The organism is Burkholderia sp. BCC0322 (assembly GCF_902833045.1).
Classification (GTDB): Bacteria; Pseudomonadota; Gammaproteobacteria; order Burkholderiales; family Burkholderiaceae; genus Burkholderia.
The window spans coordinates 136,857-160,068 of the sequence record NZ_CADFDU010000006.1; the positions used below are offsets into that span (position 1 = coordinate 136,857).

The 23,212-nt window shown below is 66.4% G+C and carries 21 protein-coding genes and 7 tRNA genes; 19 read left to right on the forward strand and 9 right to left on the reverse strand.

Annotation, left to right across the window (positions count from 1 at the left end):
* Positions 1 to 71: 71 nt before the first annotated feature.
* Positions 72 to 998, reverse strand: a complete 927-nt coding sequence (locus HWX39_RS18865; RefSeq protein ID WP_175969484.1) for a patatin-like phospholipase family protein — start codon at positions 996 to 998, stop codon at positions 72 to 74.
* 280 nt (positions 999 to 1,278) lie between these two features.
* Between HWX39_RS18865 and gltX the strand changes: the two genes are divergently transcribed.
* The 9 genes from gltX to HWX39_RS18910 all read left to right on the forward strand — a co-directional run bounded on the left by gltX (position 1,279) and on the right by HWX39_RS18910 (position 4,670).
* Positions 1,279 to 2,688, forward strand: a complete 1,410-nt coding sequence (gltX, locus tag HWX39_RS18870) for a glutamate--tRNA ligase (RefSeq protein WP_175969485.1) — start codon at positions 1,279 to 1,281, stop codon at positions 2,686 to 2,688.
* Between the two features lie 128 nt (positions 2,689 to 2,816).
* Positions 2,817 to 2,892 (forward strand) — tRNA-Ala (locus HWX39_RS18875).
* 141 nt (positions 2,893 to 3,033) lie between these two features.
* Positions 3,034 to 3,109 (forward strand) — tRNA-Glu (locus tag HWX39_RS18880).
* Between the two features lie 79 nt (positions 3,110 to 3,188).
* Positions 3,189 to 3,265 (forward strand) — tRNA-Asp (locus HWX39_RS18885).
* Between the two features lie 63 nt (positions 3,266 to 3,328).
* Positions 3,329 to 3,404, forward strand: a tRNA-Glu gene (locus HWX39_RS18890).
* 78 nt (positions 3,405 to 3,482) lie between these two features.
* Positions 3,483 to 3,559: transfer RNA gene (locus HWX39_RS18895), tRNA-Asp, on the forward strand.
* A gap of 66 nt (positions 3,560 to 3,625) precedes the next feature.
* Positions 3,626 to 3,701 (forward strand) — tRNA-Glu (locus tag HWX39_RS18900).
* Between the two features lie 73 nt (positions 3,702 to 3,774).
* Positions 3,775 to 3,851, forward strand: a tRNA-Asp gene (locus HWX39_RS18905).
* Between the two features lie 354 nt (positions 3,852 to 4,205).
* Complete coding sequence (locus tag HWX39_RS18910; protein WP_175969486.1) at positions 4,206 to 4,670, forward strand: GNAT family N-acetyltransferase; 465 nt, start codon at positions 4,206 to 4,208, stop codon at positions 4,668 to 4,670.
* 24 nt (positions 4,671 to 4,694) lie between these two features.
* Here HWX39_RS18910 and HWX39_RS18915 read toward each other — a convergent pair whose 3' ends face one another.
* Positions 4,695 to 5,570 (reverse strand): helix-turn-helix transcriptional regulator, encoded by an 876-nt coding sequence (locus HWX39_RS18915; RefSeq protein ID WP_175969487.1) that lies wholly within the window; start codon positions 5,568 to 5,570, stop codon positions 4,695 to 4,697.
* Between the two features lie 256 nt (positions 5,571 to 5,826).
* On the opposite strand from HWX39_RS18915, the gene HWX39_RS18920 reads away from it, so the two are divergent.
* Positions 5,827 to 6,240 (forward strand): gamma-glutamylcyclotransferase family protein, encoded by a 414-nt coding sequence (locus tag HWX39_RS18920; protein ID WP_175969488.1) that lies wholly within the window; start codon positions 5,827 to 5,829, stop codon positions 6,238 to 6,240.
* A 125-nt stretch (positions 6,241 to 6,365) separates the two neighbouring features.
* Here the strand turns inward: HWX39_RS18920 and aceB are convergent, their stop codons facing one another.
* Both aceB and HWX39_RS18930 read right to left on the reverse strand, forming a co-directional pair.
* A complete protein-coding gene (gene aceB / locus HWX39_RS18925) occupies positions 6,366 to 7,958 on the reverse strand; it encodes a malate synthase A (RefSeq protein WP_175969489.1) in 1,593 nt (530 codons plus the stop codon).
* Between the two features lie 68 nt (positions 7,959 to 8,026).
* A complete protein-coding gene (locus HWX39_RS18930; protein ID WP_175969490.1) occupies positions 8,027 to 8,788 on the reverse strand; it encodes a haloacid dehalogenase type II in 762 nt (253 codons plus the stop codon).
* 154 nt (positions 8,789 to 8,942) lie between these two features.
* On the opposite strand from HWX39_RS18930, the gene HWX39_RS18935 reads away from it, so the two are divergent.
* Positions 8,943 to 9,848: a LysR family transcriptional regulator gene (locus HWX39_RS18935; protein ID WP_175969491.1), complete on the forward strand. Its 906-nt coding sequence runs from the start codon at positions 8,943 to 8,945 to the stop codon at positions 9,846 to 9,848.
* Positions 9,849 to 10,007: 159 nt separating this feature from the next.
* The gene (locus HWX39_RS18940) at positions 10,008 to 10,442 is read left to right on the forward strand and encodes a universal stress protein (protein ID WP_175969492.1); all 435 of its coding nucleotides are present in this window, start codon (positions 10,008 to 10,010) and stop codon (positions 10,440 to 10,442) included.
* Positions 10,443 to 10,641: 199 nt separating this feature from the next.
* Here the strand turns inward: HWX39_RS18940 and aceA are convergent, their stop codons facing one another.
* From aceA to HWX39_RS18955, 3 genes are all read right to left on the reverse strand, one after another.
* The gene (gene aceA / locus HWX39_RS18945; protein ID WP_175969493.1) at positions 10,642 to 11,949 is read right to left on the reverse strand and encodes an isocitrate lyase; all 1,308 of its coding nucleotides are present in this window, start codon (positions 11,947 to 11,949) and stop codon (positions 10,642 to 10,644) included.
* 411 nt (positions 11,950 to 12,360) lie between these two features.
* Positions 12,361 to 13,899, reverse strand: coding sequence for a DEAD/DEAH box helicase (locus tag HWX39_RS18950; RefSeq protein ID WP_175969494.1), 1,539 nt, complete (start codon positions 13,897 to 13,899; stop codon positions 12,361 to 12,363).
* 359 nt (positions 13,900 to 14,258) lie between these two features.
* Positions 14,259 to 14,528 (reverse strand): acyl-CoA-binding protein, encoded by a 270-nt coding sequence (locus HWX39_RS18955; protein WP_011352486.1) that lies wholly within the window; start codon positions 14,526 to 14,528, stop codon positions 14,259 to 14,261.
* A 148-nt stretch (positions 14,529 to 14,676) separates the two neighbouring features.
* On the opposite strand from HWX39_RS18955, the gene tsaB reads away from it, so the two are divergent.
* The 4 genes from tsaB to HWX39_RS18975 are packed head-to-tail and all read left to right on the forward strand — an operon-like array spanning position 14,677 to position 17,924.
* Positions 14,677 to 15,444, forward strand: coding sequence for a tRNA (adenosine(37)-N6)-threonylcarbamoyltransferase complex dimerization subunit type 1 TsaB (tsaB, locus tag HWX39_RS18960; RefSeq protein WP_175969495.1), 768 nt, complete (start codon positions 14,677 to 14,679; stop codon positions 15,442 to 15,444).
* Positions 15,441 to 15,941, forward strand: a complete 501-nt coding sequence (rimI, locus tag HWX39_RS18965; protein ID WP_175969496.1) for a ribosomal protein S18-alanine N-acetyltransferase — start codon at positions 15,441 to 15,443, stop codon at positions 15,939 to 15,941. Before tsaB ends, rimI begins: the two co-directional genes overlap by 4 nt.
* Complete coding sequence (locus HWX39_RS18970) at positions 15,928 to 16,962, forward strand: uracil-DNA glycosylase (protein ID WP_175969497.1); 1,035 nt, start codon at positions 15,928 to 15,930, stop codon at positions 16,960 to 16,962. Before rimI ends, HWX39_RS18970 begins: the two co-directional genes overlap by 14 nt.
* Positions 16,959 to 17,924 (forward strand): DUF1853 family protein, encoded by a 966-nt coding sequence (locus HWX39_RS18975; protein WP_175969498.1) that lies wholly within the window; start codon positions 16,959 to 16,961, stop codon positions 17,922 to 17,924. The genes HWX39_RS18970 and HWX39_RS18975 overlap by 4 nt, the downstream gene beginning before the upstream one ends.
* An 18-nt stretch (positions 17,925 to 17,942) precedes the next feature.
* On the opposite strand, the gene thiD is transcribed toward HWX39_RS18975, so the two are convergent.
* A complete protein-coding gene (gene thiD / locus HWX39_RS18980) occupies positions 17,943 to 18,752 on the reverse strand; it encodes a bifunctional hydroxymethylpyrimidine kinase/phosphomethylpyrimidine kinase (RefSeq protein WP_175969499.1) in 810 nt (269 codons plus the stop codon).
* 58 nt (positions 18,753 to 18,810) lie between these two features.
* Positions 18,811 to 20,118, reverse strand: coding sequence for a lysophospholipid transporter LplT (gene lplT, locus HWX39_RS18985; RefSeq protein WP_175969500.1), 1,308 nt, complete (start codon positions 20,116 to 20,118; stop codon positions 18,811 to 18,813).
* Positions 20,119 to 20,336: 218 nt separating this feature from the next.
* Here lplT and alr point away from each other — a divergent pair, with 218 nt between their 5' ends.
* From alr to HWX39_RS19000, 3 genes are all read left to right on the forward strand, one after another.
* Positions 20,337 to 21,407, forward strand: coding sequence for an alanine racemase (gene alr, locus HWX39_RS18990; RefSeq protein ID WP_175969501.1), 1,071 nt, complete (start codon positions 20,337 to 20,339; stop codon positions 21,405 to 21,407).
* 11 nt (positions 21,408 to 21,418) lie between these two features.
* Entirely contained in the window at positions 21,419 to 22,795 is a 1,377-nt protein-coding gene (gene radA / locus HWX39_RS18995) for a DNA repair protein RadA (protein ID WP_175969502.1), read from the forward strand.
* A gap of 146 nt (positions 22,796 to 22,941) precedes the next feature.
* A complete protein-coding gene (locus HWX39_RS19000) occupies positions 22,942 to 23,208 on the forward strand; it encodes a DUF2866 domain-containing protein (protein WP_175969503.1) in 267 nt (88 codons plus the stop codon).
* Positions 23,209 to 23,212: the final 4 nt, after the last annotated feature.

Here is a 23,212-nt window from a genome sequence, read left to right on the forward strand (position 1 = left end):
GTTTTGGGGCGGTGCAAGCGGCCAGCGGAAAGCCGTTCCGCCGTTGGCGCGCCGGCCCGCGCATCGCGTGCTTACGCGGCGGCCACGCCGCGCGCTGCCGCGAGCTTGCGCTGCAGTTCCGGCATGATGCGCGCGACGGCTTCCTCGCCCGCGAGGATTGCCGCGTTGCGCTGGTTGAAGTCGCTGCCCCCCATCGCGTTGAGGTTCGGGCGAATGACGACGTCCGCGTACTTGTCGAGCTCGTAGGTCTTGATGGTCTGGCCCATGATCGTGAAAGTCTGCAGCAGCATCTCGATCGGGTTGTTGGTTGCCGCGCCGTCCGGCCGGGCCGAGATGTCGACCGCGATCACGAAGCTCGCGCCCATCTTGCGTGCATACGACGCGGGCACCGGGCTCACGAGGCCGCCGTCGACATACTCGCGGTTGCCGATCTTCACCGGTTCGAACACCGAAGGCACGCTGCACGACGCGCGCACCGCGAGTCCCGTATTGCCTTGCTGGAACAGGATCGGCTGACCGCTCTGCAGATCGGTTGCGACGATGCCGAGCGGCTTCGCCATCTTCTCGATCGGCCGGTTGTTGAGCGTCTTGTTCAGGAAGTTCTGCAGCGCGACGCCTTGCAGCAGCCCGCGCGAGCGGAACGGCAGCGCCCAGTCGCTGATCGCGGCCTGGTCCATGTCGAGGGCGATCTTGTTGATCTGCAGCGCGCTCATGCCCGACGCGTAGAGTGCGCCGACCACCGAGCCCGCGCTCGTGCCCGCGACGATTTCGACCGGGATGCCGCGGGCCTCGAGGGCCTTCAGCACGCCAATGTGCGAGAAGCCGCGCGCGGCGCCGCCGCCGAGCGCGATGCCGATCTTCACCGGTTTCTCGTGCGACTGCGTGGCGCCGGACGCATTGTCCGGGCGGGATTTGTCGCCGAACGACGTGCAGGCGGCGAGGCTGGCGGACGCGGCGGCGATCGTGAAGTGGCGGCGCGACAGGCGAGGGGACGACATCGAATGGTTCTCCGGCAGCTTGGCGGCGGGTTACACGGCCCGCGGCGGCGATAGGTTCCGAGCAGCCGCGCGGCAGGTTCCGGGCGGCTGGCGCCGCGTCGGCTGGCGGCCGCGGCGCGCACATCATAAAGCAAGCGGCGCGCTTGGCGCGAAGTCCGGCACGAGTATAATTCCGGCTTCTTTCCCGTTCCGGGCGTCGCCGGCCCCGTTGCTGTCCGGGCTGCCGCCGTCGATCCCGCGTCGAATCATTCATGCGCCCCAGGCGTTCGAGTTACCGTTTATGACCCGTCCTGTCCGTACCCGCTTCGCGCCGAGTCCCACCGGCTTCATCCACCTCGGCAACATCCGCTCCGCGCTCTATCCGTGGGCGTTCGCCCGCAAGATGAAGGGCACGTTCGTGTTGCGCATCGAGGATACCGACGTCGAGCGCTCGTCGCAGGAAGCGGTCGACGCGATCCTTGAAGGGATGCAGTGGCTCGGCCTGGATTTCGACGAAGGCCCGATTTATCAGATGCAGCGGATGGACCGCTATCGCGAGGTGCTCGCGCAGATGCTGGAGAAGGGGCTCGCGTACCCGTGCTACATGTCGGCCGAGGAACTCGACGCGCTGCGCGAACGCCAGCGCGAGGCGGGCCTGAAGCCGCGCTATGACGGCACGTGGCGTCCGGAGCCCGGCAAGGTGTTGCCGGAGCCGCCGGCTGGCGTGAAGCCGGTGCTGCGCTTCCGCAATCCGCTGACGGGCACGGTTGTGTGGGACGACGCCGTGAAGGGGCGTGTCGAGATCTCGAACGAGGAACTCGACGACCTGGTGATCGCGCGCCCGGACGGCACGCCGATCTACAACTTCTGCGTGGTGGTGGACGACATGGACATGGGCATCACGCACGTGATTCGTGGCGACGATCACGTGAACAACACGCCGCGCCAGATCAACATCCTGAACGCGCTCGGCGGCGAGCCGCCCGTCTATGCGCACCTGCCGACCGTGCTGAACGAGCAGGGCGAGAAGATGAGCAAGCGGCATGGCGCGATGAGCGTGATGGCGTACCGCGACGCGGGCTTCTTGCCTGAAGCCGTCGTCAACTATCTCGCGCGCCTCGGCTGGTCGCACGGCGACGCCGAGATCTTCTCGCGCGAGCAGTTCGTCGAATGGTTCGATCTCGAGCATCTGGGCAAGTCGCCCGCGCAGTATGACCACAGCAAGCTGAGCTGGCTGAACGCGCATTACATCAAGGAAGCGGACAACGCACGCCTCGCCGAGCTGGCGAAGCCGTTCCTCGCTGCCCTCGGCATCGATGATGCGGCGATCGCGACGGGCCCTGCGCTCGAAGCGGTGGTCGGGCTGATGAAGGATCGCGCGACGACGGTCAAGGAGATCGCGGAAGGCGCCACGATGTTCTACCGTGTGCCGGCGCCGGAAGCCGATGCGCTTGCGCAGCACGTGACCGATGCGGTGCGTCCGGCGCTGGCCGATCTCGTCGTTGCGCTGAAGGCGGCCGACTGGACGAAGGAGGCCGTGTCCGCCGCGCTGAAGGCGACGCTCGGCACGCACAAGCTGAAGATGCCGCAACTCGCGATGCCGGTGCGTCTGCTGGTGGCGGGTACGACGCACACGCCGTCGATCGATGCGGTGCTCGTGCTGTTCGGTCGCGATGTCGTGGTGTCGCGCATCGAGGCCGCGTTGGCCTGAGGCTCGAGGGCGAGTGAGGCTGCCCGTGCGTGACATCGCGGCAGCTTCGCAAAAAATTTCGCTCGAATCGCAAAAAGGGTATTTACAAGTTCAAAGTAGCTCCATATAATCTCATTTCTGTTCTGCAAGGGGGTATAGCTCAGCTGGGAGAGCGCTTGCATGGCATGCAAGAGGTCAGCGGTTCGATCCCGCTTACCTCCACCATCAGAACAAGCTGAGTTGATTTGCGAAGCTGCAGTGGTAGTAATAAATGCTTCACAAAATGATTCAAAGCAGTTAGAATTTCGGCCTTCGCTGTTGATTGAAAAGTGAATAGCGAAAGTCAGACAAATCTGAAAAGATTTTGTCCCCTTCGTCTAGAGGCCTAGGACATCACCCTTTCACGGTGAGTACAGGGGTTCGAATCCCCTAGGGGACGCCAGATTCAGCGGCGTTTCATAGAAATGTCGCAACGCTTGCAGGAACGTAACCGACTTCCTGCGGGTGAGGGTAAGAAAGCTGGAGCGGTAGTTCAGTCGGTTAGAATACCGGCCTGTCACGCCGGGGGTCGCGGGTTCGAGTCCCGTCCGCTCCGCCAGAACGAAGCCCGTTCAAGACGTCTTTGAGCGGGCTTTTGCATTAAGGATGTAAGCAGTACGTTGTCCCCTTCGTCTAGAGGCCTAGGACATCACCCTTTCACGGTGAGTACAGGGGTTCGAATCCCCTAGGGGACGCCAGATTCAGCGGCGTTTCGTAGAAGTGTCGCATCACCCGCAGGAACGTGACGATGTCCTGCAGGTGGGAGTAAAAAAGCTGGAGCGGTAGTTCAGTTGGTTAGAATACCGGCCTGTCACGCCGGGGGTCGCGGGTTCGAGCCCCGTCCGCTCCGCCAGAACGAAGCCCGTTCAAAGAACGTTTTTTGAACGGGCTTTTGCATTAAAGATGTAGGCAGTACGTTGTCCCCTTCGTCTAGAGGCCTAGGACATCACCCTTTCACGGTGAGTACAGGGGTTCGAATCCCCTAGGGGACGCCAGATTTCGGCGTCGTTCGAACAAACGATGCGCCGGCAGGAAGCAACCGACGCCTGCCAGGCAAGCAGCAAGACTGGAGCGGTAGTTCAGTCGGTTAGAATACCGGCCTGTCACGCCGGGGGTCGCGGGTTCGAGTCCCGTCCGCTCCGCCAGAAAATGAAAAAGCCCGCTTTATGCGGGCTTTTTCATTTGCGTTTCCGGTTGCGCCCGCTGGCGGGCGCGTGGCTGTGGAGCGGAGGAAGCCGCCTGCGCGGCTTCCGGCGGGATTCGAAGGGATGCGCGTGGACGCGCATCCGCGGCCTGCAGGATGTAGGCGAGTCCCGTCCGCTCCGCCAGAAAATGAAAAAGCCCGCTTTATGCGGGCTTTTTCATTTGCGTTTCCGGTTGCGCCCGCCGGCGGGTACGTAACCCCCGGTCATCCGGCATCTGGCCGCTACGAGAAATCCGCGATTGCATCCGCACGCGACTGCGCTATCGTGGCGGGATGCGTTCTTGACCCCTGCGCGATGCTCGATCCGACCGACCTGCGACTCCTGTATCAGCTCCGGCCCGCGGAGGCCAGCGATTTTCCGTTTGCCGAAGCGCTGACGCACGGCAACATGGGCGGCTATTACAAGCGCCATGGGCTCGTGTGGCGCAGCGACCTGTTCTACGCGAGTTGGCGCGAATCCGAAAACTTCATCCTCGAGGCCGACGGCGAGCGCATCGGCGTACTGCGCGTGACCGAGGAGGACGACTCCTTGCACATCCGCGACGTACAGATCGCGGCCGGCCACCGTGGGCAGGGCGCTGGCACCTACATGCTCGACATGTCGCACCGCTGGGCACGTGCGCGCGGGCTGCACGAACTGCAACTGCGCGTGTTCGTCGACAATCCAGCCGCGCGTCTCTACTTGCGCATGGGCTATCAGGTTACCGGGTCGCGGCTCGCGCAACTTGGCTCGATCCGCCACATGGTGAGGCCAGTCTGAATCCCTGACGACCCGGCGGGGTATTCAGCGTACAGCGCCGATCGCATCGTCGTCCGGGGGCTCGTCGTCCGCGAGGCTGCCTTCCGGGCCGCGGTGCTCGTAGCCGCGCAGCATGAATGCACGTGGGCTTTCGCCGAATGCGCGCCGAAACATCGCTGAAAAGGCGCTCTGGCTCTGGTAGCCGAGTTCGCGCGCGATATGCGACAGCGGGCGCCCCTGGTTCAGCAGCGGAATGGCTCGCGCCAGCAGCGCCTGCTGGCGCCACTGCGAAAAGCTCACGCCCAGCTCCTGCTTGAAGAGCCGCGAAATCGTGCGTGTGCTGGCGCCGACTTCGCTGGCCCAATGCTCGAGCGACTCCGCGTGCGCCGGGTGTGCGAGGACCGATTCGCACAGCACGCGCAGCCTTTTTTCGTCGGGCATCGGCACCGCGAGCGGCAGCGGTTCGGCGTGGCTCAACTCGTCCAGCACGAGCCCGCACAGCAGGCGTTCGCGCGTGGCGCTCAGGTCGCGTGCATCGAGTGCGACGATCAGTTCGCGCAGGAGCCCCGTCACTTCGACGACGCGACACGCGTCGAGCCCGCCCGGCACGATCGACTCGTCGATATACAGCGTGCGCAAATACGCCTCTTCGACGATCACGACCTCGTGCGTCACGCGGGGCGGCACCCAGATCGCGCGGGACGGCGGCACCATCCATGTCGTGCCGGTCGTCGCGACGCGCAGCACACCGCGCGATGCGTACGCGAGCTGCGCCCACGCATGCGTATGCAGCGGGATGCGGTGCCCGGTATTGACCTGCCTTGCGCGTACGCGCATCGGATGGGCGGCGGTCGGCGCGAATTCGGGCGGAATGTCGATGACGTACGGGTTCGGTACGTCGGCTTGGAACGGCGGGTTCATGGACGATTCGGGCAGCGCGGCGGCGATGCCGTTATTGTAGAAGGCGCCGCGAAAGCGCATGCGGCGGTTTGTCGGTCGATCATGCCGCGCTTGAATGAACTTTGTGTGGGGGCCTGGCGATTTCGGGACTGCCGAGGGCCGGGCGCGCTTGCAGGTGCGAACCATCGGGCCGGTATCGTGGTCTATCGGTGCTCGGGCGATTTTGCTCGCATGACGCGCGAACACGGCAACATACGAATCAAAGAGGAGAACCACGATGCGTTACGTATTCGTCTACGGCACCTTGAGAAACGGGGAGGCCAACGACATCGGCCACGCGGCCGCCAGGCACGGGATTGCCGCGCCGACGCTGCTCGGTGCCGCCGCGCTGCCGGGCGAACTGTACGATTTCGGTACGTATCCGGGGATGATCGCCGGGTCGGCCGGCAAGTCGCTGGTCTGGGGCGACGTCTACGAGGTCGACGACCAGCTCGTTCCCGTGCTCGACGAGATCGAGCGCGTGTATCCGGGCGTCGACTCGCTGTTCAAGCCGGAAAACGTGACCGTCGAGCTCGGCGGCCGGCAGTACGCCTGCCTGTACTATCCGGTCGCCGCGCACGCGATTGCCGGGCATCCGCGCATTGCGTCGGGCGACTGGGTTCAGCACCGGCGCGAGCGGGAAGCCATCTGACCGGATGCGCGGCAGCCGGTCCCGACGCAAATGAAAAAGCGCCCCGAGGGGCGCTTTTTTGATGTCGTGATCGCTTGCGATCGGCGCCGACGCAGGGCCCGCGCTCATCGAGGCGGGCAGCTGCGTCAGATTTCCTCGTACAGCGGCAGCGTCAGGAATTCGGTGAAGCCTTCCGACGTCGACATCTGCTCGAAGATCGCCGCGGCGCGCTCGTACGGCTGCGTGTTGCCGCCGACCGACCGCTTCACGTTGTCCAGCTCGGCCTTCGCGAATTCACGCACGAGTTCGGCCGTGACCTTACGGCCGTCATCGAGCACGCCCTTCGGCGAGCGGATCCATTGCCATACCTGAGAACGGGAGATTTCGGCCGTGGCCGCATCTTCCATCAGGTTGTGGATCGGCACGCAGCCGTTGCCGTCGAGCCATGCGCCGAGGTAGTGGATGCCGACGTTGATGTTATTGCGCAGGCCGGCTTCGGTGATCGGCGCTTCAGGCTGGAAGTCGAGCAGGTTCTTGCCTTCGACCTGCACGTCGTCGCGCTGCTTCGCGATCTGGTTCGGCTTGTCGCCGAGCACCTTGACGAACTCTTCCATCGCGATCGGCACGAGTCCCGGGTGCGCCACCCAGCCGCCGTCGTAGCCGTCGGTCGCGTCGCGCTGCTTGTCCGAGCGCACGCCGCCCATCGCCTTGTCATTCGCTTCCGGATCGTTCTTGATCGGGATCAGCGCGCTCATCCCGCCGATCGCCGGCGCGTTGCGCTTGTGGCAGGTCTTCAGCAACAGCAATGCGTACGCGCGCATGAACGGCACCGTCATCGTGATCCTCGAACGCTCGGCGAGGCAGAAGTCGCGATCGTTCTTGAACTTCTTGATGGCCGAGAAGATGTAGTCCCAGCGGCCGGCATTCAGGCCCGAGCTGTGTTCGCGCAGTTCGTACAGGATCTCGTCCATTTCGAACGCGGCGAGGATCGTCTCGATCAGCACCGTCGCGCGGATCGTGCCGCGCGGCACGCCGACGGCTTCCTGCGCGGCGACGAAGATGTCGTTCCACAGGCGCGCCTCGAGATGGCTTTCCATCTTCGGCAGGTAGAAGTACGGGCCCGAGCCGCGCGCGAGCAGTTCCTTCGCGTTGTGGAACAGGAACAGCGCGAAATCGAAGATGCCGCCGGACACGCGCTGGCCGTCGACCGTCACGTGCTTCTCGTCGAGGTGCCAGCCGCGCGGACGCACGATCAGCGTCGCGACCTTGTCGTTCAGCTGGTACGACTTGCCGTTCTGCTCGAGCGAGATCGTGCGGCGCACCGCGTCCTTCAGGTTGATCTGGCCGTCGATCTGGTTCGTCCAGCTCGGCGCGTTCGAATCCTCGAAGTCCGTCATGTACGAATCGGCACCCGAGTTCAGCGCGTTGATGATCATTTTGCGCTCGACGGGGCCAGTGATCTCGACACGACGGCATTGCAGGTCGGCCGGCAGCGGCGCGACCTTCCAGTCGCCTTCGCGGATCGCCTTCGTCTCGGCCAGAAAGTCGGGGCGCTCGCCCGCGTCGAGACGTTTCGTGCGCTCGACGCGCGCCTGCAGCAGCGCCTGGCGGCGCGGCTCGAACGTGCGGTGCAGCGCCGCGACGAGTGCGAGCGCGTCGGGCGTCAGGATTGCTTCGTAACCCGGCTTGATTTCGCCGGTGATCGTCATGCCTTGCGGCAGCGTGATCGGGGTGCTCATGAGTCTCATCTCCTTGGTCGGTCAGTTGCGGTTTCGGTGAAAGGGGGAAGGCGGCAGCGCTGCGAACGTCATGCACCCGGGCTGGGGCGCGTGCGGTTTGCGGGTCTGCCGGACGGAGCCGGGGTGGCGAGGAATGCGAGCAGGTCGGCCATGCTGGCGCCGGTGCCGTCGGGCGGCGCGCCGAGTTCCTCGGCGGGCGCGCCCGTGCGGTTGAGCCAGAACGTCGTGTAGCCGAACCAGACGGCGCCGGCGACGTCCCACGCGTTCGACGACACGAACACGATGCCGCGCCGGTTTGATCCGAACGCGTCGGTGCCGAGTGCGTAGGCAGCCGGGCTCGGCTTGTACGCGCGCACGGTGTCGGCCGACAGCACGCGATCGAACAGCCCGGACATGCCGGCGCTCTTGATCGCGATGTCGAGCATCTGCGGCGTGCCGTTCGACAGGATCCCGAGCGGCGGGCGCGGGTCGAGCGCGCGCAGCTTGCGCAGCGCGGGCACCGTGTCGGGATAGGTGGACAGGCATGCGTATTCGTCCATCAGCCGTTTCTCGGCCGCGCTGTTCAGCATGAGCCCGAGCCGGCGCGCGGCGAATCGCAGCGCATCGAGCGTGATGTCCCGGAACGGGCGATAGCGCGCGCCGGCAGGATCGGCGAGCGTGCGCAACTGCGAGTATTCGATTTGCTTGCGTCGCCACAGCTGCGACAACCGTTCCCCGTGACCGGGAAACATCTGCTCCGCCGCGGCCAGGACCGCACGCACGTCGAACAACGTGCCGAATGCGTCGAAGAGGATTGCGTCGGGAGAGGAGAGTGTCGTTGTGGCCGACATAGCCTTGCGCTCCAGTTTCAGAGGTCAGGTGAATTCTATTCGTGATCGGATGTGCTAAAAAAGACGCTAAACATCACTTGATCTTTTACTTTCATATACCTAATCTTGAGCGGTTCAAGCTATTTGAAGGGCGGCAGCGCCGCCCCTGCGAGTGATGGACCGGTTCAAGCAGATCGAAACGTTTGCCGCGGTCGCGGCGAAGGGCAGCCTGTCGGCGGCCGCGCACGCGGAAGGCGTCGCACCGGCGATCATCGGCCGCCGCCTCGACGCACTCGAGGAGCGGCTCGGCGTGAAGCTGCTGGTGCGCACGACGCGCAAGCTCACGCTGACGTTCGAGGGCTCGGCGTTCCTCGAGGATTGCCAGCGCATCATCAACGACATGCAGAACGCGGAGGCGAGCGTGTCCGCCGGCGGCGTCAAGGCGAGTGGCCACCTGCGGATTTCCGCGCCGGCCGGTTTCGGCCGGCGGCACGTCGCGCCGCTCGTGCCCGAATTCAGCGTTGGCCATCCAGACGTGTCGGTCACGCTCGACCTGTCCGACCGGATGGTCGATCTCGTCAACGAGGGGTTCGATTGCGCGGTGCGGCTCGGCGAGCTGCCCGATTCGTCGCTCGTGTCGCTGAAGCTCGGCGAGAATCGCCGCGTGTGCGTCGCCTCTCCCGGGTATCTCGCACGGCGCGGCACGCCCACGTCGCTCGCGGAGCTGGCGCGGCACAACTGCCTCGCGCTCGCGGCAAACGCGAACCAGCAACGCGGCTGGACGTTCCAGGAGGACGGCAAGGTCGTGTCGATCCGCGTGAACGGCACGATGGAATGCTCGGACGGCGCGGTACTGCACGAGTGGTGCCTCGCAGGCCACGGGCTCGCGTGGCGCTCGTGGTGGGAGGTCGGCGACGACATCGCGGCCGGCCGGCTCGTGAGCGTACTCGACGCATTCGCCGCACCGCCGATCGGTATCCATGCGGTGTTTCCGCAACGCCGGCATCTGCCGCTGCGCGTGCGGTTGTTTCTCGATTATCTGAAGCACACCTACGAACAGCCTGGATATTGGGGCGAGTAGGCCGCGCGTGCCCGCGCGTTTCCGATATGAGGGCGAACCCGCTGACGGCGCCGGTTGGGCGGTTTCGCGCACTACACTCGTAGCAGGCATGTCCGACGCGTCGCGGCTGGCTCGGACGGGATCGCGACGTGCGGAGCGCAATTGACGAAGGAGGGCGCGATGTTCCGGCACATCCTCGTTCCAACCGACGGTTCCGAACTGTCGCAGAAGGCGATCGACGGCGCGATCGACCTGGCGCGCGCGGTCGGTGCGCGGGTCACGGCCTACGCGTGCCTGCCGCAGTATCCGTACTCGCCGTTTTCCGAAGTGATCATCGAGCCGCCCGCCGATTTCCGGGCGCGCAGCGAGCGCGAGGCGCGCGCGCACCTCGACGAAGTCGAATCGGCCGCGAAGGCGGCCGGCGTCGATTGCGACACCTGGACGAGCGTGCGTCCGTCGCCGTATCTCGGCATCATCGAGGCGGCCGAACGCGGCGGCTGCGACGTGATCTTCATGGCGTCCCACGGACGCCGCGGGCTCGGCAGCTTGCTGATCGGCAGCGAGACACAGCGCGTGCTGACCCATACGAAAATTCCGGTGATCGTGTATCGGTAGGGCGGCGCCCTGGAAGAAGGGCGCGCCGGACGGAGCCGGCGCGCGTCGTTGCTGGCGGCCCGCAGGCCGTGCGGCCGGTCGCGCGATCGGTATCGCGCGCCTGCCGTCTCCTCCCTGATTTTTGTTCGGTGGCCGATGCCGCGCCGTCGCGAGACGGGGCGGGCATCGGCATGACGCGTGGCGCGTCGTGCCTTTCTGCTTACGCGACCTTCTTGCCGTCGAAGAACTGCTCGTCTTCGGTCGAGCCGTGCAGCGCGGTCGTCGATGCTTCGCGCTCGACCGTCTGCGTCACGGCGTCGAAGTAGCCGGTGCCGACTTCGCGCTGGTGCTTGACCGCCGTGAAGCCCTTGTCCGCTGCCAAGAACTCGGCCTGCTGCAGTTCGACGAACGCGCTCATCTGCGTGCGGGCATAGCCGTGCGCGAGGTTGAACATCGAGTAGTTGAGCGCATGGAAGCCGGCCAGCGTGATGAACTGGAACTTGTAGCCCATCGCGCCGAGTTCCTTCTGGAACTTCGCGATCGTCGCGTCGTCGAGGTTCTTCTTCCAGTTGAACGACGGCGAGCAGTTGTACGACAGCAGCTTGCCCGGGAACTGCTTGTGGATCGCTTCCGCGAACTTCTTCGCGTACTCGAGATCCGGCTTGCCCGTTTCGCACCAGACCAGGTCGGCGTACGGCGCGTAGGCGAGACCACGCGAGATCGCCTGCTCGATGCCCGGCTTCGTGCGGAAGAAGCCTTCCACCGTGCGCTCGCCCGTCAGGAACGGCTTGTCGTTGTCGTCGATGTCGGACGTGATCAGGTCGGCTGCTTCCGCGTCGGTGCGGGCGACCAGCACGGTCGACGTACCCATCACGTCGGCCGCGAGGCGCGCAGCCGACAGCTTCGCGACGGCCTCGCGCGTCGGCACGAGCACCTTGCCGCCCATGTGGCCGCACTTCTTCACCGAAGCGAGCTGATCCTCGAAGTGGACGCCCGACGCGCCGGCTTCGATCATCGCCTTCATCAGTTCGAATGCGTTCAGCACGCCGCCGAAACCGGCTTCCGCGTCAGCGACGATCGGTGCGAAGAAATCGACGTAGCCTTCGTCGCCCGGGTTCTTGCCCTCCGACCACTGGATCTGGTCGGCGCGCGTCAGCGTGTTGTTGATGCGCTTCACGACGAGCGGCACCGAGTTTGCCGGGTACAGCGACTGGTCAGGGTACATTTCGCCCGCGACGTTCGCGTCGCCGGCCACTTGCCAGCCGGACAGGTAGATGGCTTTCAGGCCGGCCTTTACCTGCTGCATCGCCTGGTTGCCGGTCAGTGCGCCGAGTGCGTTGACGAACGGCTCGTTGTTGACGAGGCTCCACAGTTTTTCCGCGCCGCGCTTCGCGAGCGTGTGCTCGATCGGGATCGAACCACGCAGGCGGACCACGTCCTCAGCCGAGTAGCTGCGCTTGATGCCTTTCCAGCGCGGATCGGTTTCCCATTGCTTTTGCAGTTCCTGTGCCTGTTGCTGACGCGACATGATGAGCTCCTTGATGCGGTGCGATGCCTGATGGGTTGAATCTGACGGTGGTGAGGCTGTTCTCGAAGCCGGGAGCGGTGTGTTCCGGTTCGTGAGGTCTTGTATAAGAGTCTAGGCAAATCGACCAAGGCAGGACAGGGGGCTTTCCGACGGATGGCGTAAATTTTTAGCTGTTTTAAATCAATGATTTGCAATCACTATTTCGGGATGAGAAATGCTTTTTCCCATCCCGCAATCGCCCGGGTTGTGCCACGCAGCATGATTTTTTACGACACAAAAAAATTTTCCGTATGGTGAAATGTGGGGCGAGACGAAAAAAAACCGGCGCAGATGCGCCGGTTGGCTGGATGGGCAGGGCGGCTATCCGCGGGTCTGCCCTCCGTCGGGCGGCCGGTGGCCGCCCATGCGTGCTTACGACGCGGAGTTGCTGCGACGCGGGCCGCCGCTGCGCTGGCCGTCGCGACGCGGGCCGCCGTCACGGCTGCCGCCCGGCTTGCCGCTCCAGCCGCCGCCATTGCCGCCGCCGTAGCTGCGGCCGTTGCCGCCATGGCCACCGCCCGGCTTGCCGCCGAAACGTCGACCGCCGTTACCGCCGCCCGGACGGCCACGGCCACCAGTGCCGCCGTTGCGCGGGGGGGCCTTGCGCGGCTCGAAACCTTCGATCACGTTGACCGGCAGCGGCGAGCGCACGAAACGCTCGATGCGCTTGAGCGCGCCTTGCTCGGCGTGGTGCACGAGGCTCACCGCGATGCCCGAACGGCCTGCGCGGCCCGTGCGGCCGATACGGTGCACGTAGTCTTCCGCGAACTTCGGCAGGTCGTAGTTGAACACGTGCGTGATGCCCGGGATGTCGATACCGCGTGCCGCGACGTCGGTGGCCACCAGCACGCGCACGCGGCGCTCGCGCAGCGCACGGATCGTGCGGTTGCGCGCGCCCTGCGGCAGGTCGCCGTGCAGCGCGGCCGATTCGAAGCCGGCGTCGGCGAGACGGCCGGCGAGCTGGTCGGCGTCGATCTTGGTCGCCGTGAAGATGATCGCCTGGTCGAGCGAGTCGTCGCGCAGCAGGTGATCGAGCAGGCGATCCTTGTGGTCGCGGTCGTCGACGTAGTGCACGGTCTGCGCGATGTTCGCGCGCGACTCGAGGCGCTGCTGGATCTCGATGCGCTCGGGATCCTTCAGCAGGCGGCTCGTCAGCGAACCGATCTTGCCGTCGAGCGTCGCCGAGAACAGCATCGTCTGGCGCGTCGCGGGCGTCGCGGCGACGATCGTTTCGATATCGTCGATGAAGCCCATGTCGAGCATGCGGTCGGCTTCGTCGAGCACGAGCATCTTCAGCTCGGACAGGTCGATACGGCCACGCTCGAGGTGGTCGAGCAGGCGGCCCGGCGTGGCGACCAGGATTTCGGGGTTCTTCGCGAGCAGCATCAGCTGCTGGCCGTAGGCGACGCCGCCGAGGATGCTGACCGTGCGCAGGCGCTTCAGGTGCTTGCCGTAGGTCGATGCGGCCGTGGTGACCTGCATCGCGAGTTCGCGGGTCGGCGTCAGCACGAGCAGGCCCGGGCGCGCGACGGGTTGCGGGCGGCGCACGCGGCGGTCGCCCTGGCTTGCTTCGCGCGGCGCGCGCGGTTGCTGCGCGAGCGTCTTCTGGAGCTGCGCGAAACGTTCGATCGCGGGCAGCATGAATGCGGCCGTCTTGCCCGAACCGGTCGGGCTCGACACCAGCAGGTCGCGGCCGGCGATGCCGGCCGGAATCGCGCGCTGCTGGACCGGCGTCGGCTTCACATAGCCGGCGGCCTGCAGCGCGGAGACGATCTCCGGCGACAACCCGAGCGACGCGAAGCTCGGCTCGTCCGACGCCGGTTCGACCGCGGCCGGTGCGGCGGCGTCGTCGAGACCGAGCGCCTGGTCGGCGATCGCGTTGAGCGGGCTGGAGTTGATGCTCGAAGTCATAACAATCCTTGAAACACAGTGGGTGAAACGTCGGCGCCAATCGCGCATACCCAAGTCGTCGGATTCAGCGAGCAAATCGGGAAACGGGTGCAATCCGCCGAACAGTCGGCGGATGAGGCATTAGAAGCTGTTTTGGGTGCGGCGCGCTTCAGGAGCGGGGCCGCCAGCCTGATAAGTGACGACCGCTAGGGTCGAAGCAGGAGGGGACAGGTTCTAAACCGGATTGGAGCTTAACGCTACGAGGCGTCGGGCCGGAACGGCATGCGAGCCGAGCGCGGAGGTGACGCAGGCCGCATTATAAAGAGATTTGCTGCGCTGCGCCACTGATTTGATTGCCTATTGCGAAGGGCGTGGTTCGATCAGGAAGCCGTGCCGTTCTTCAGCGATTCGACGAGTTCGATGTACTGCTGCTTTGCCGCATCCTGCGACGTGCCCTTCAGCGCATCCCAAGCGTCGTACTTGTATTTGCCGACGATGTCGGTGAAACCCGGCTTGTCGCCATGGGCGTCGCCGTCGGTCGCCTGCTTGAAGAGCGCGTAAAGGCGCAGCAGGGTCAGGTTGCCCGGCCGTTCCGTCAGTTGCTTGACGTCGATCTGGGCCTGGTCGAATTGGGCGGTGAGTTCGCTCATCGGGTGTCTCCGTAAGGGTTTCAGGTCGGGCGATCTTAACAAGCGGACCGCCGCGCGGGGTCGAGCGATCCTTCCAAACCGCCACCGGGTGCCGCGCGCACGCGCGGATCGGGCCCGATCGCCCGTGGGAGCGGGGCGTCGCATTACAATGTCGCCCATGACGCAAACAGTGCTCCTCGCCATCGATACGTCGACCGAATACTGCTCGGTCGCGCTGCTGCGCTCGGCCCATGCCGATGACGCCGTTTCCACCCCGCAAACCTGGGTCCGCCACGAACTGACGGGCGCCGTGTCGAGCACGCGCGTGCTGCCGGCCATCCAGGAGCTTTTCGCCGAGTCGGGGCTGACGCTCGCCGATTGCGATGCGATCGCCTTCGGCTCGGGCCCCGGCTCGTTCACGGGCCTGCGCACCGCGACGGGGATCACCCAGGGTCTTGCGTTCGGGCGCGGGCTGCCGGTCGTGCCGATCGGCACGCTGCTCGCGTGCGCCGAGCACGCGCGGCTGCGCGCGCCCGGCACGATCCGCGTGCTGGCCGCGCTGGATGCGCGGATGGATGAAGCCTACTGGGCAGATTTCGCGTGGGACGACGGCGCCGGCGACTGGCGCACGCTGCACCCGGCTTCGCTCGACGCGCCGGCTGCCGTCGGCGTGCCCGATGCGCCGTTCACGCTCGCGGGCAATGCGGCCGCCGCGTTCGGCGCGCAGTTGCCGGCCGCGGCGCACGCGGCCGTGATCGACGGTGACGCGATGCCGCATGCGCTGGCGGTCGCCCATGCCGCTTTGCGTGCGTTCCGCGCCGGCCGCGCGGTGCCGGCCGATCAGGCCGCGCCGGAGTACGTGCGCGACAAGGTTGCCCAGACCACGGCCGAGCGCGTCGCGGCACGGGCCGCGCAGGCGGGCGGAGCGAAGGGATGACAGGCGTACTGTTGAGCGACCGTTATCTGGCGCCGATGACGGATGCCGATCTCGACGAGGTCGTCTCGATCGAACGCGTCGCGTACGAATTTCCGTGGAGCCGCGGCAATTTCGAGGATTCGTTGCGCAACGGCTATCTGGGCGTGTGCCTGCGGCACGTGACGGGTTCGCTGATCGGCTATTGCGTGCTGATGCCCGTGATCGACGAAATGCACCTGCTGAACCTGTGCGTCGCGCCGGCCGCGCAGCGCGCGGGCGCGGGCCTGGCGCTGCTGCGCGAGGCCGTGCGCATTTCGCGCGCGGAAGGGCTCGGCGGCGTGCTGCTCGAGGTGCGGCCGTCCAACCCGCGCGCGATTCATCTGTACGAGCGCTTCGGCTTCTTGACGATCGGCCGGCGCAAGAATTATTACCCGGCGAAGCATCGCGGTCGGGAGGACGCGATCGTGATGCGTCTGACGCTGAACAAGGACGAAGGGGACGCGCATGGCATGGGCTGAAGCGGCGCTCGAGGAAATGGGCCTCGCGCAGATCTGGGTGCGGCGCGAGCAAGGCGCGAATGAAGGCGCGGACGAGGGCGCGGCAACCGACGCGCACGCCGCCGCGCAAACCGGTGCGGCGGACGCGGCGCCGGCCGTCGCGACCGAGCGACCTGCGCGCTCCGCGCGTACGCCCGTGCAGGACGATGCACCGCCGGCAGTGGCGCGGCGCGTCGATGCTCCGCCGGCTCGCGAGCCTGTCGCTCCGGCGCGGCGTGTCGACGATGGCGATCGCGCGCCTGCATCGGTTGCGCCGGTCGCGTCGGCCGACACGATGCCGCCGATCGACGACATGCCGCCTGCCGGACCCGACGATTTCGCGTGGTTCGATGCGGCGCCGCCGGGCGACCCCGTGCCGGTGGCCGAATCGCGTCCCGTCGGTGCGCCGGTTGCCGCGCTCGACTGGGATGCGCTGGCTGCACGCGTGTCGGACTGCACGCTTTGCCGGCTGTGCGACAAGCGGACCAACACCGTGTTCGGCGTCGGCGACCGCGAAGCGGACTGGATGCTGATCGGCGAAGCGCCGGGCGAGAACGAGGACAAGCAGGGCGAGCCGTTCGTCGGCCAGGCCGGCAAGCTCCTCGACAACATGCTGCAGTCGCTGTCGCTCAAGCGCGGCGACAACGTGTACATCGCGAACGTGATCAAGTGCCGGCCGCCCGGCAACCGCAATCCGGAGCCGGACGAGGTCGCGAGCTGCGAGCCCTATCTGCAGCGCCAGGTTGCGCTCGTGAAGCCGAAACTGATCGTCGCACTCGGCCGCTTCGCCGCGCAGACCCTGCTGAAGACGGACGCGAGCATTGCGTCGCTGCGCGGCCGCGTGCATGCATACGAAGGTGTGCCGGTGATCGTGACCTACCACCCGGCCTACCTGTTGCGCAGCCTGCAGGACAAGTCGAAGGCGTGGGCCGACCTGTGCCTCGCGCGCGACACGTTCCGGCGCGCAGAGGGCGGCGACGCGAACGGGCCGGCCGGACAATGACGACCGGCGCGGCGGTCGCATTCGTCGATACGCTGCACGACGTCGCGGTCCGGGATCTGGGCTGGCTGCTGGCCAGCCCGAGCCTGCTGACCGCGGTGCCGGCCGCGCCGCTTGCGCGCCCGTGGCTGGATGCGGCCGGGCAATCGGCTGTCGAAACATGGCTCGCCGCGCTCGATGCGCAGCCCGAGCCGCTGCATCGCGCACTTGACGGGTTCCGGCCGACCCGGCTCGGCCGCTACGCCGAATGCCTGCTCGAGTATTTCCTGACGCATGGGCCGTCGCTGCGGCTCGTCGCGGCCAATCTGCCGCTGCGCAGCAACGGCAAGACGCTCGGCGAGGTCGATTTTCTCGTCGATGCACCGGACGGGCAGCGCCTGCACTGGGAGCTCGCGGTGAAGTGCTATTTATGCGCGCCGGTGCAAGTCGGTGCATCGCTCGCCGATTTCGTCGGCCCCAACCTCGTCGACCGGTTCGACCGCAAGCGCAGCCGGTTGCTCGAGCACCAGTTGCGGCTCGGCGATCGCGACGCGTTTGCGCGGCTCGGCTACGGCGCGCCGTCCGATGCGCAGATGTTCATCAAGGGCTGGCTGTTCTATCCGCACGGCGCGCCGCTGCCGTCGGTGTCCGCGGAAATCGCGCCGGATCACCCGCACGGTTTCTGGCTCACGCACGCGCAGTGGCCGGCCTGGGCGGCCGCGCAGCGTGCTGGCGTCGCATGGAGCGTGTTGCCGCGGCTGGCGTGGCTTGCGCCGCGACGGGCTGCCGTCGATAGCGGATTCGAACCCGAAACGCTGGCGGCCACTCTGGAACCGCCGTCCGTGCTGACAGCACGCGAGACTCCCGCGTTGATCGGTATCCATGAGAAGGGTGGCGATGGCACGTGGCGCGAGACGGCGCGCGGCTTCATCGTGCCGGACGACTGGCCGGCGCGCGCGCAGGCGTTCGCGGCGCAGGATCGCTGACGCCGGGCTAGCCGGCGCTTACCACCAGCGATGGAAGTGATGGACGGGGCCGACGCCGTGCCCGACGTCGAGGCGGCCACTCGCGGCGATCGCGCCGGTCAGGTAGATCTTGGCTTCGCGCACCGCGCTTTCGAGGTCGGGCTGCTGCGGCAGCAGCGCGGCGATCGCCGACGACAGCGTGCAGCCGGTGCCGTGCGTGTTGCTGACCGGCACGCGTGCGCCATCGAGCCGCACGGTGCGCGCTGCTTCGACGAGCCAGTCGGGGCTCGCGGACGCGTCGGGCAGGTGGCCGCCTTTCATCAGCACGGCGCGCGCGCCCGTCTGTAACAAGGCCTGACCTTGCCGCACCATCTCGTCTTCGGTGGTTGCGGGCGCATCGTTCAGCAGGGCGGCCGCTTCGGGCAGGTTCGGCGTCACGACCGTCGCGAGCGGCAGCAGCGCCTCGCGCAACGCGTCGACGGCATCGGGCGCGAGCAGCGCGTGCGAGCTCTTCGAGATCATCACCGTGTCGAGCACGACGAAGCGTGGCGCGTAACGGCGCAGCGCGTCGGCCACCGCGTGCACGATCGCGGCATTCGCGAGCATCCCGATCTTGACCGCATCGATGCGGATATCGCCGAACACCGCATCGAGTTGTGCGGCCACGAACGCCGCGTCCGGCGCATGCACACCTGTCACGCTGCGCGTGTTCTGAGCGGTCAACGCGGTGATCACGCTCGCGCCATATGCGCCGAGCGCGGAAAAGGTCTTCAGGTCGGCCTGGATGCCTGCGCCGCCACCCGAATCGGAGCCGGCGATCGTCAGGATATTGGGTATCGGGCGTGTCATGAGGGCAACGCGCCGGTTCGAGGACCGGCGCCGGCGGACGGAAACGGGAAGGGTAGCGTCAGTGCCGCGATTCGCCGATCAGCGCGACCGAGTCGAACTGGCGCTGGTTCGCCTGGTGACGGCGCATCACGAGCCACATCGTCAGGCAGACGAACGTGCCGAACAGCACGATCACGACGCCGACCGGCACGTCGAGCCACACGAGCACCGCATACAGGCACAGCATCACGAGCACCGACAGGTTCTCGTTGAAGTTCTGCACCGCGATCGAGTGGCCGGCCGACAGCAGCACGTGGCCGCGATGCTGCAGCAGCGCATTCATCGGAACGACGAAGTAGCCGGACAACGCGCCGACGCAGATCAGGAAGATGTAAGCGACGATCAGGTACACGGGCATGCGCAGGTGGCCGAAGTGCACGGCCCAGTGCGACGGGAACAGGTCACGCGTATAGAACGCCATCAGCATCACCGCGATGCCCATGATGATGCCGACGGGCAGCACGGTCAGCGATTTCTTCAACGGGATCCGCGCTGCAGCAGCGATTGCGCCTGCCGCGACGCCGACGGCGACCACGGCCTGCAGGATCGCGCCTTCCGACAGCGACATGCCGAGCGAGACTTCAGCCCACTTCAGCACGATGAACTGCAGCGTCGCGCCCGCGCCCCAGAACAGCGTCGTGACCGCCAGCGAGATCTGGCCGAGCTTGTCGCGCCACAGCACCATGAAGCAGTCGGCGAAATCCGTGAGGAGCTTGACCGGGCCGCGTTCCTGCTTCGGGTAGCGGGCGCCCGTATCGGGGATGCGCAGGTTGAACAGCGCGGCGATCACGTAGATCGCCATGATGATCGCCATCGCCGCTTCGGCGGGCGTGCCGATCCAGGCGGGCGTGTGCGCGATCACGTGCGATGCGATGTGCGGGCTGATCAGCGCACCGCCCAGCACGGTGCCCAGAATGATCGAGCTGACGGTCGTGCCTTCGATCCAGCCGTTCGCGGCGACCAGCCGGTCGGCCGGCAGCAGTTCGGTGAGGATGCCGTATTTCGCGGGCGAGTAGGCCGCCGCGCCGAAACCGACGATCCCGTACGCGATCAGCGGGTGGGCGCCGAGGAGCATGATCATGCAGCCGACGACCTTGATCGAGTTGGTGATGAACATCACGCGGCCCTTCGGGCGCGAATCCGCGAAGGCGCCGACATAGGCCGCCAGCACCACATAGGACAACACGAAGAACAGCTTCAACAGCGGTGTCATCCAGTTGGGGGCGTGGAGGTCTTTCAGCAGGGCGATGGCGGCGATGAGGAGCGCATTGTCGGCCAGCGACGAGAAAAACTGCGCGGCCATGATGGTGTAAAAACCTTTTTTCATCTGATGCGATGCTTTCGTCGCTGCGGCAGGGCCGCGTAGGCCGCCTGGTATGCGATCGGCTTATTCCGTTCGAAATGGGTTGTGCGCACGGCTTTATAACATGAAAATACGCCAGTTCGGACTAGCAAGATTCCCCGATCGTTCCGCAAATTGTCGGCTTCGGTGCTCAAAAGGCGCGGTAAGCTGATGATTCGCAAGCGTCTTTACGTAAATTTCCCATGCCGCGCCCGATCTCCGCCACCATCCATACCGCCGCTCTCGCGAATAATCTTTCCGTCGTCCGCCGCTTTGCCGGCCCGTCCAAGGTCTGGGCGGTCGTCAAGGCCAACGCGTACGGTAACGGTCTCGCGCGAGTGTTTCCCGGCCTGCGCGGCACCGACGGCTTCGGCCTGCTCGACCTCGACGAGGCCGTCAAGCTGCGCGAGCTCGGCTGGGCCGGCCCGATCCTGCTGCTCGAAGGGTTCTTCCGCTCGACCGACATCGACGTGATCGACCGCTACAGCCTGACGACGACCGTCCACAACGACGAGCAGATGCGGATGCTGGAAACGGCGCGGCTGTCGAAGCCCGTCAACGTGCAGCTCAAGATGAACAGCGGGATGAACCGGCTCGGCTACGTGCCGGAAAAATACCGCGCCGCATGGGAGCGCGCCCGCGCGTGCCCCGGCATCGGCCAGATCACGTTGATGACCCATTTTTCGGATGCGGACAACGAGCGCGGCGTCGCCGAGCAGCTCGCGACGTTCGAGCGCGGCGCGGAAAACATCGCCGGTGCGCGCAGCCTCGCGAACTCCGCGGCCGTGCTGTGGCATCCGGACACGCACTTCGACTGGGTGCGCCCGGGGATCGTGCTGTACGGCGCATCGCCGTCCGGGTTGTCGTCCGACATCGCCGATACCGGGCTGAAGCCTGCGATGACGCTCGCGTCCGAACTGATCGCGGTGCAGACGATCGGGAAGGGCCAGGCCATCGGCTATGGCTCGACGTTTTCCGCGCAGGCGCCGATGCGGATCGGCGTGGTCGCGTGCGGTTACGCCGACGGCTATCCGCGGGTCGCGCCCGAAGGCACGCCCGTGATCGTCGACGGCATCCGCACGCGGATCGTCGGTCGCGTATCGATGGACATGATCACCGTCGACCTGACCCCGTGCCCGCAGGCCGGTGTCGGCGCGCGCGTCGAGCTGTGGGGCAACGCGCTGCCGATCGACGACGTCGCCCGCCATTGCGGGACGATCGGTTACGAGCTGATGTGCGCGGTCGCCGGCCGCGTGCCCGTGCGAGCGGAATAAGGGCGTCGCGCGTGGCCAAACAGAAAACCGTATACGTCTGCAGCGAGTGCGGCGGACAGACCCCGAAGTGGCAGGGCCAATGCCCGTCGTGCCAGGCCTGGAACACGCTGGTTGAATCGGTCGTCGAGGCGCCGTCGGCCCATCGTTTCCAGTCGCTCGCGAAGCGGGCGCCCGTCCAGCGTCTCGTCGACATCGAAGCGGCCGACGTGCCGCGCTTCTCGACCGGCATCGGCGAATTCGACCGCGTGCTCGGCGGCGGGCTGGTTGCCGGCGGCGTCGTGCTGATCGGCGGCGACCCGGGCATCGGCAAGTCGACGCTGCTGCTGCAGTCGCTCGCGGACATCGCGAGCGAGCGGCGCGCGCTCTATATCAGCGGCGAGGAATCGGCCGCGCAGATCGCGTTGCGCGCACAACGGCTTGCACTGCTCGACGGCGGTGCGCCGGCGGATGAACTGAAGCTGCTCGCCGAGATCCAGCTCGAGAAGATCCAGGCCGCGATCGACACCGAACGGCCGGACGTGGCCGTGATCGACTCGATCCAGACCGTCTATTCGGAAGCGCTCACGTCGGCGCCGGGCTCGGTCGCGCAGGTCCGCGAGTGCGCGGCGCAGCTCACGCGCATCGCGAAGCAGTCGGGCACCGCGATCATCATGGTCGGGCACGTGACGAAGGAGGGCAACCTGGCCGGCCCGCGCGTGCTCGAGCACATCGTCGACACGGTGCTGTATTTCGAAGGCGACACGCATTCGTCGTTCCGGCTCGTGCGCGCGTTCAAGAACCGCTTCGGTGCGGTCAACGAACTCGGCGTGTTCGCGATGACCGAGCGCGGCCTGCGCGGCGTCACGAATCCATCCGCGCTGTTCCTGTCGCAGCACGAGCAGGTCGTGCCCGGCTCGTGCGTGCTCGTCACGCAGGAAGGTACGCGCCCGCTGCTCGTCGAAATCCAGGCGCTCGTCGATACGGCGCACGTGCCGAACCCGCGCCGGCTCGCGGTCGGCCTCGAGCAGAACCGGCTCGCGATGCTGCTCGCGGTGCTGCACCGGCATGCGGGTATCGCGTGCTTTGACCAGGACGTCTTTCTCAATGCGGTTGGCGGCGTGAAGATCACCGAGCCGGCCGCCGACCTCGCGGTGCTGCTCGCGATCCATTCGTCGATGCGCAACAAGGCGTTGCCGAAAGGGCTGATCGTGTTCGGCGAAGTGGGGCTGGCGGGCGAGATCCGGCCGTCGCCGCGCGGGCAGGAGCGGCTGCGGGAAGCCGCGAAGCTCGGTTTCACGTCCGCGCTGATCCCGAAGGCTAATGCGCCGAAGCAGCCGATCGAAGGGCTGAACGTGATGGCCGTCGATCGGCTCGAACAGGCGATCGACCGCGTTCGCGATCTCGAGTGACCGGCCCGGCAGGCGCCCCGACCATCCGAGCGGGCGATCTGTCGCGTAATTCACTGTAAAGAAGATGTAGGGTTCTGTAACCCGACGGACATCGCTTTTCCCTATCCTTTGCCGGATTGTCGAACCGCGCAATGCGAAGGGAACCTATGTTGAAATCGTATGGGGACGCGCCGAGCGGACGCCTTTACAACCTGCGTGGCTGCCGCGTGTCGGAGCCGATTCGCCAACCCTGGGGCGGCGGATGCCGGATCGTCGAATGGATCGACGAAGAGGGGCGCCTGGCGCGCAAGGTCGTGTCCGAGGACGTAACGGAAGCGGAAGTGGCCGCGGCGATCAGGCGGCCGACCGAAGGGCGCCGGTACCTGATGGGGGACGACGAGCAGATGCCGCGCGACACGTTGCCGCGACGCTGAGCTG

Coding starts and splice junctions, on each gene's coding strand:
- aceA (WP_175969493.1), bottom strand. CDS start 11,949: ATGTCGCGTCAGCAACAGGCACAGGAACTGCAAAAGCAATGGGAAACC.
- aceB (WP_175969489.1), bottom strand. CDS start 7,958: ATGAGCACCCCGATCACGCTGCCGCAAGGCATGACGATCACCGGCGAA.
- HWX39_RS18920 (WP_175969488.1), top strand. CDS start 5,827: ATGCGTTACGTATTCGTCTACGGCACCTTGAGAAACGGGGAGGCCAAC.
- HWX39_RS18955 (WP_011352486.1), bottom strand. CDS start 14,528: ATGAGCGAACTCACCGCCCAATTCGACCAGGCCCAGATCGACGTCAAG.
- HWX39_RS18865 (WP_175969484.1), bottom strand. CDS start 998: ATGTCGTCCCCTCGCCTGTCGCGCCGCCACTTCACGATCGCCGCCGCG.
- HWX39_RS18950 (WP_175969494.1), bottom strand. CDS start 13,899: ATGACTTCGAGCATCAACTCCAGCCCGCTCAACGCGATCGCCGACCAG.
- HWX39_RS19000 (WP_175969503.1), top strand. CDS start 22,942: ATGTTGAAATCGTATGGGGACGCGCCGAGCGGACGCCTTTACAACCTG.
- gltX (WP_175969485.1), top strand. CDS start 1,279: ATGACCCGTCCTGTCCGTACCCGCTTCGCGCCGAGTCCCACCGGCTTC.
- tsaB (WP_175969495.1), top strand. CDS start 14,677: ATGTCGCCCATGACGCAAACAGTGCTCCTCGCCATCGATACGTCGACC.
- HWX39_RS18970 (WP_175969497.1), top strand. CDS start 15,928: ATGGCATGGGCTGAAGCGGCGCTCGAGGAAATGGGCCTCGCGCAGATC.
- rimI (WP_175969496.1), top strand. CDS start 15,441: ATGACAGGCGTACTGTTGAGCGACCGTTATCTGGCGCCGATGACGGAT.
- HWX39_RS18975 (WP_175969498.1), top strand. CDS start 16,959: ATGACGACCGGCGCGGCGGTCGCATTCGTCGATACGCTGCACGACGTC.
- alr (WP_175969501.1), top strand. CDS start 20,337: ATGCCGCGCCCGATCTCCGCCACCATCCATACCGCCGCTCTCGCGAAT.
- lplT (WP_175969500.1), bottom strand. CDS start 20,118: ATGAAAAAAGGTTTTTACACCATCATGGCCGCGCAGTTTTTCTCGTCG.
- HWX39_RS18915 (WP_175969487.1), bottom strand. CDS start 5,570: ATGAACCCGCCGTTCCAAGCCGACGTACCGAACCCGTACGTCATCGAC.
- HWX39_RS18935 (WP_175969491.1), top strand. CDS start 8,943: ATGGACCGGTTCAAGCAGATCGAAACGTTTGCCGCGGTCGCGGCGAAG.
- thiD (WP_175969499.1), bottom strand. CDS start 18,752: ATGACACGCCCGATACCCAATATCCTGACGATCGCCGGCTCCGATTCG.
- HWX39_RS18910 (WP_175969486.1), top strand. CDS start 4,206: ATGCTCGATCCGACCGACCTGCGACTCCTGTATCAGCTCCGGCCCGCG.
- HWX39_RS18930 (WP_175969490.1), bottom strand. CDS start 8,788: ATGTCGGCCACAACGACACTCTCCTCTCCCGACGCAATCCTCTTCGAC.
- HWX39_RS18940 (WP_175969492.1), top strand. CDS start 10,008: ATGTTCCGGCACATCCTCGTTCCAACCGACGGTTCCGAACTGTCGCAG.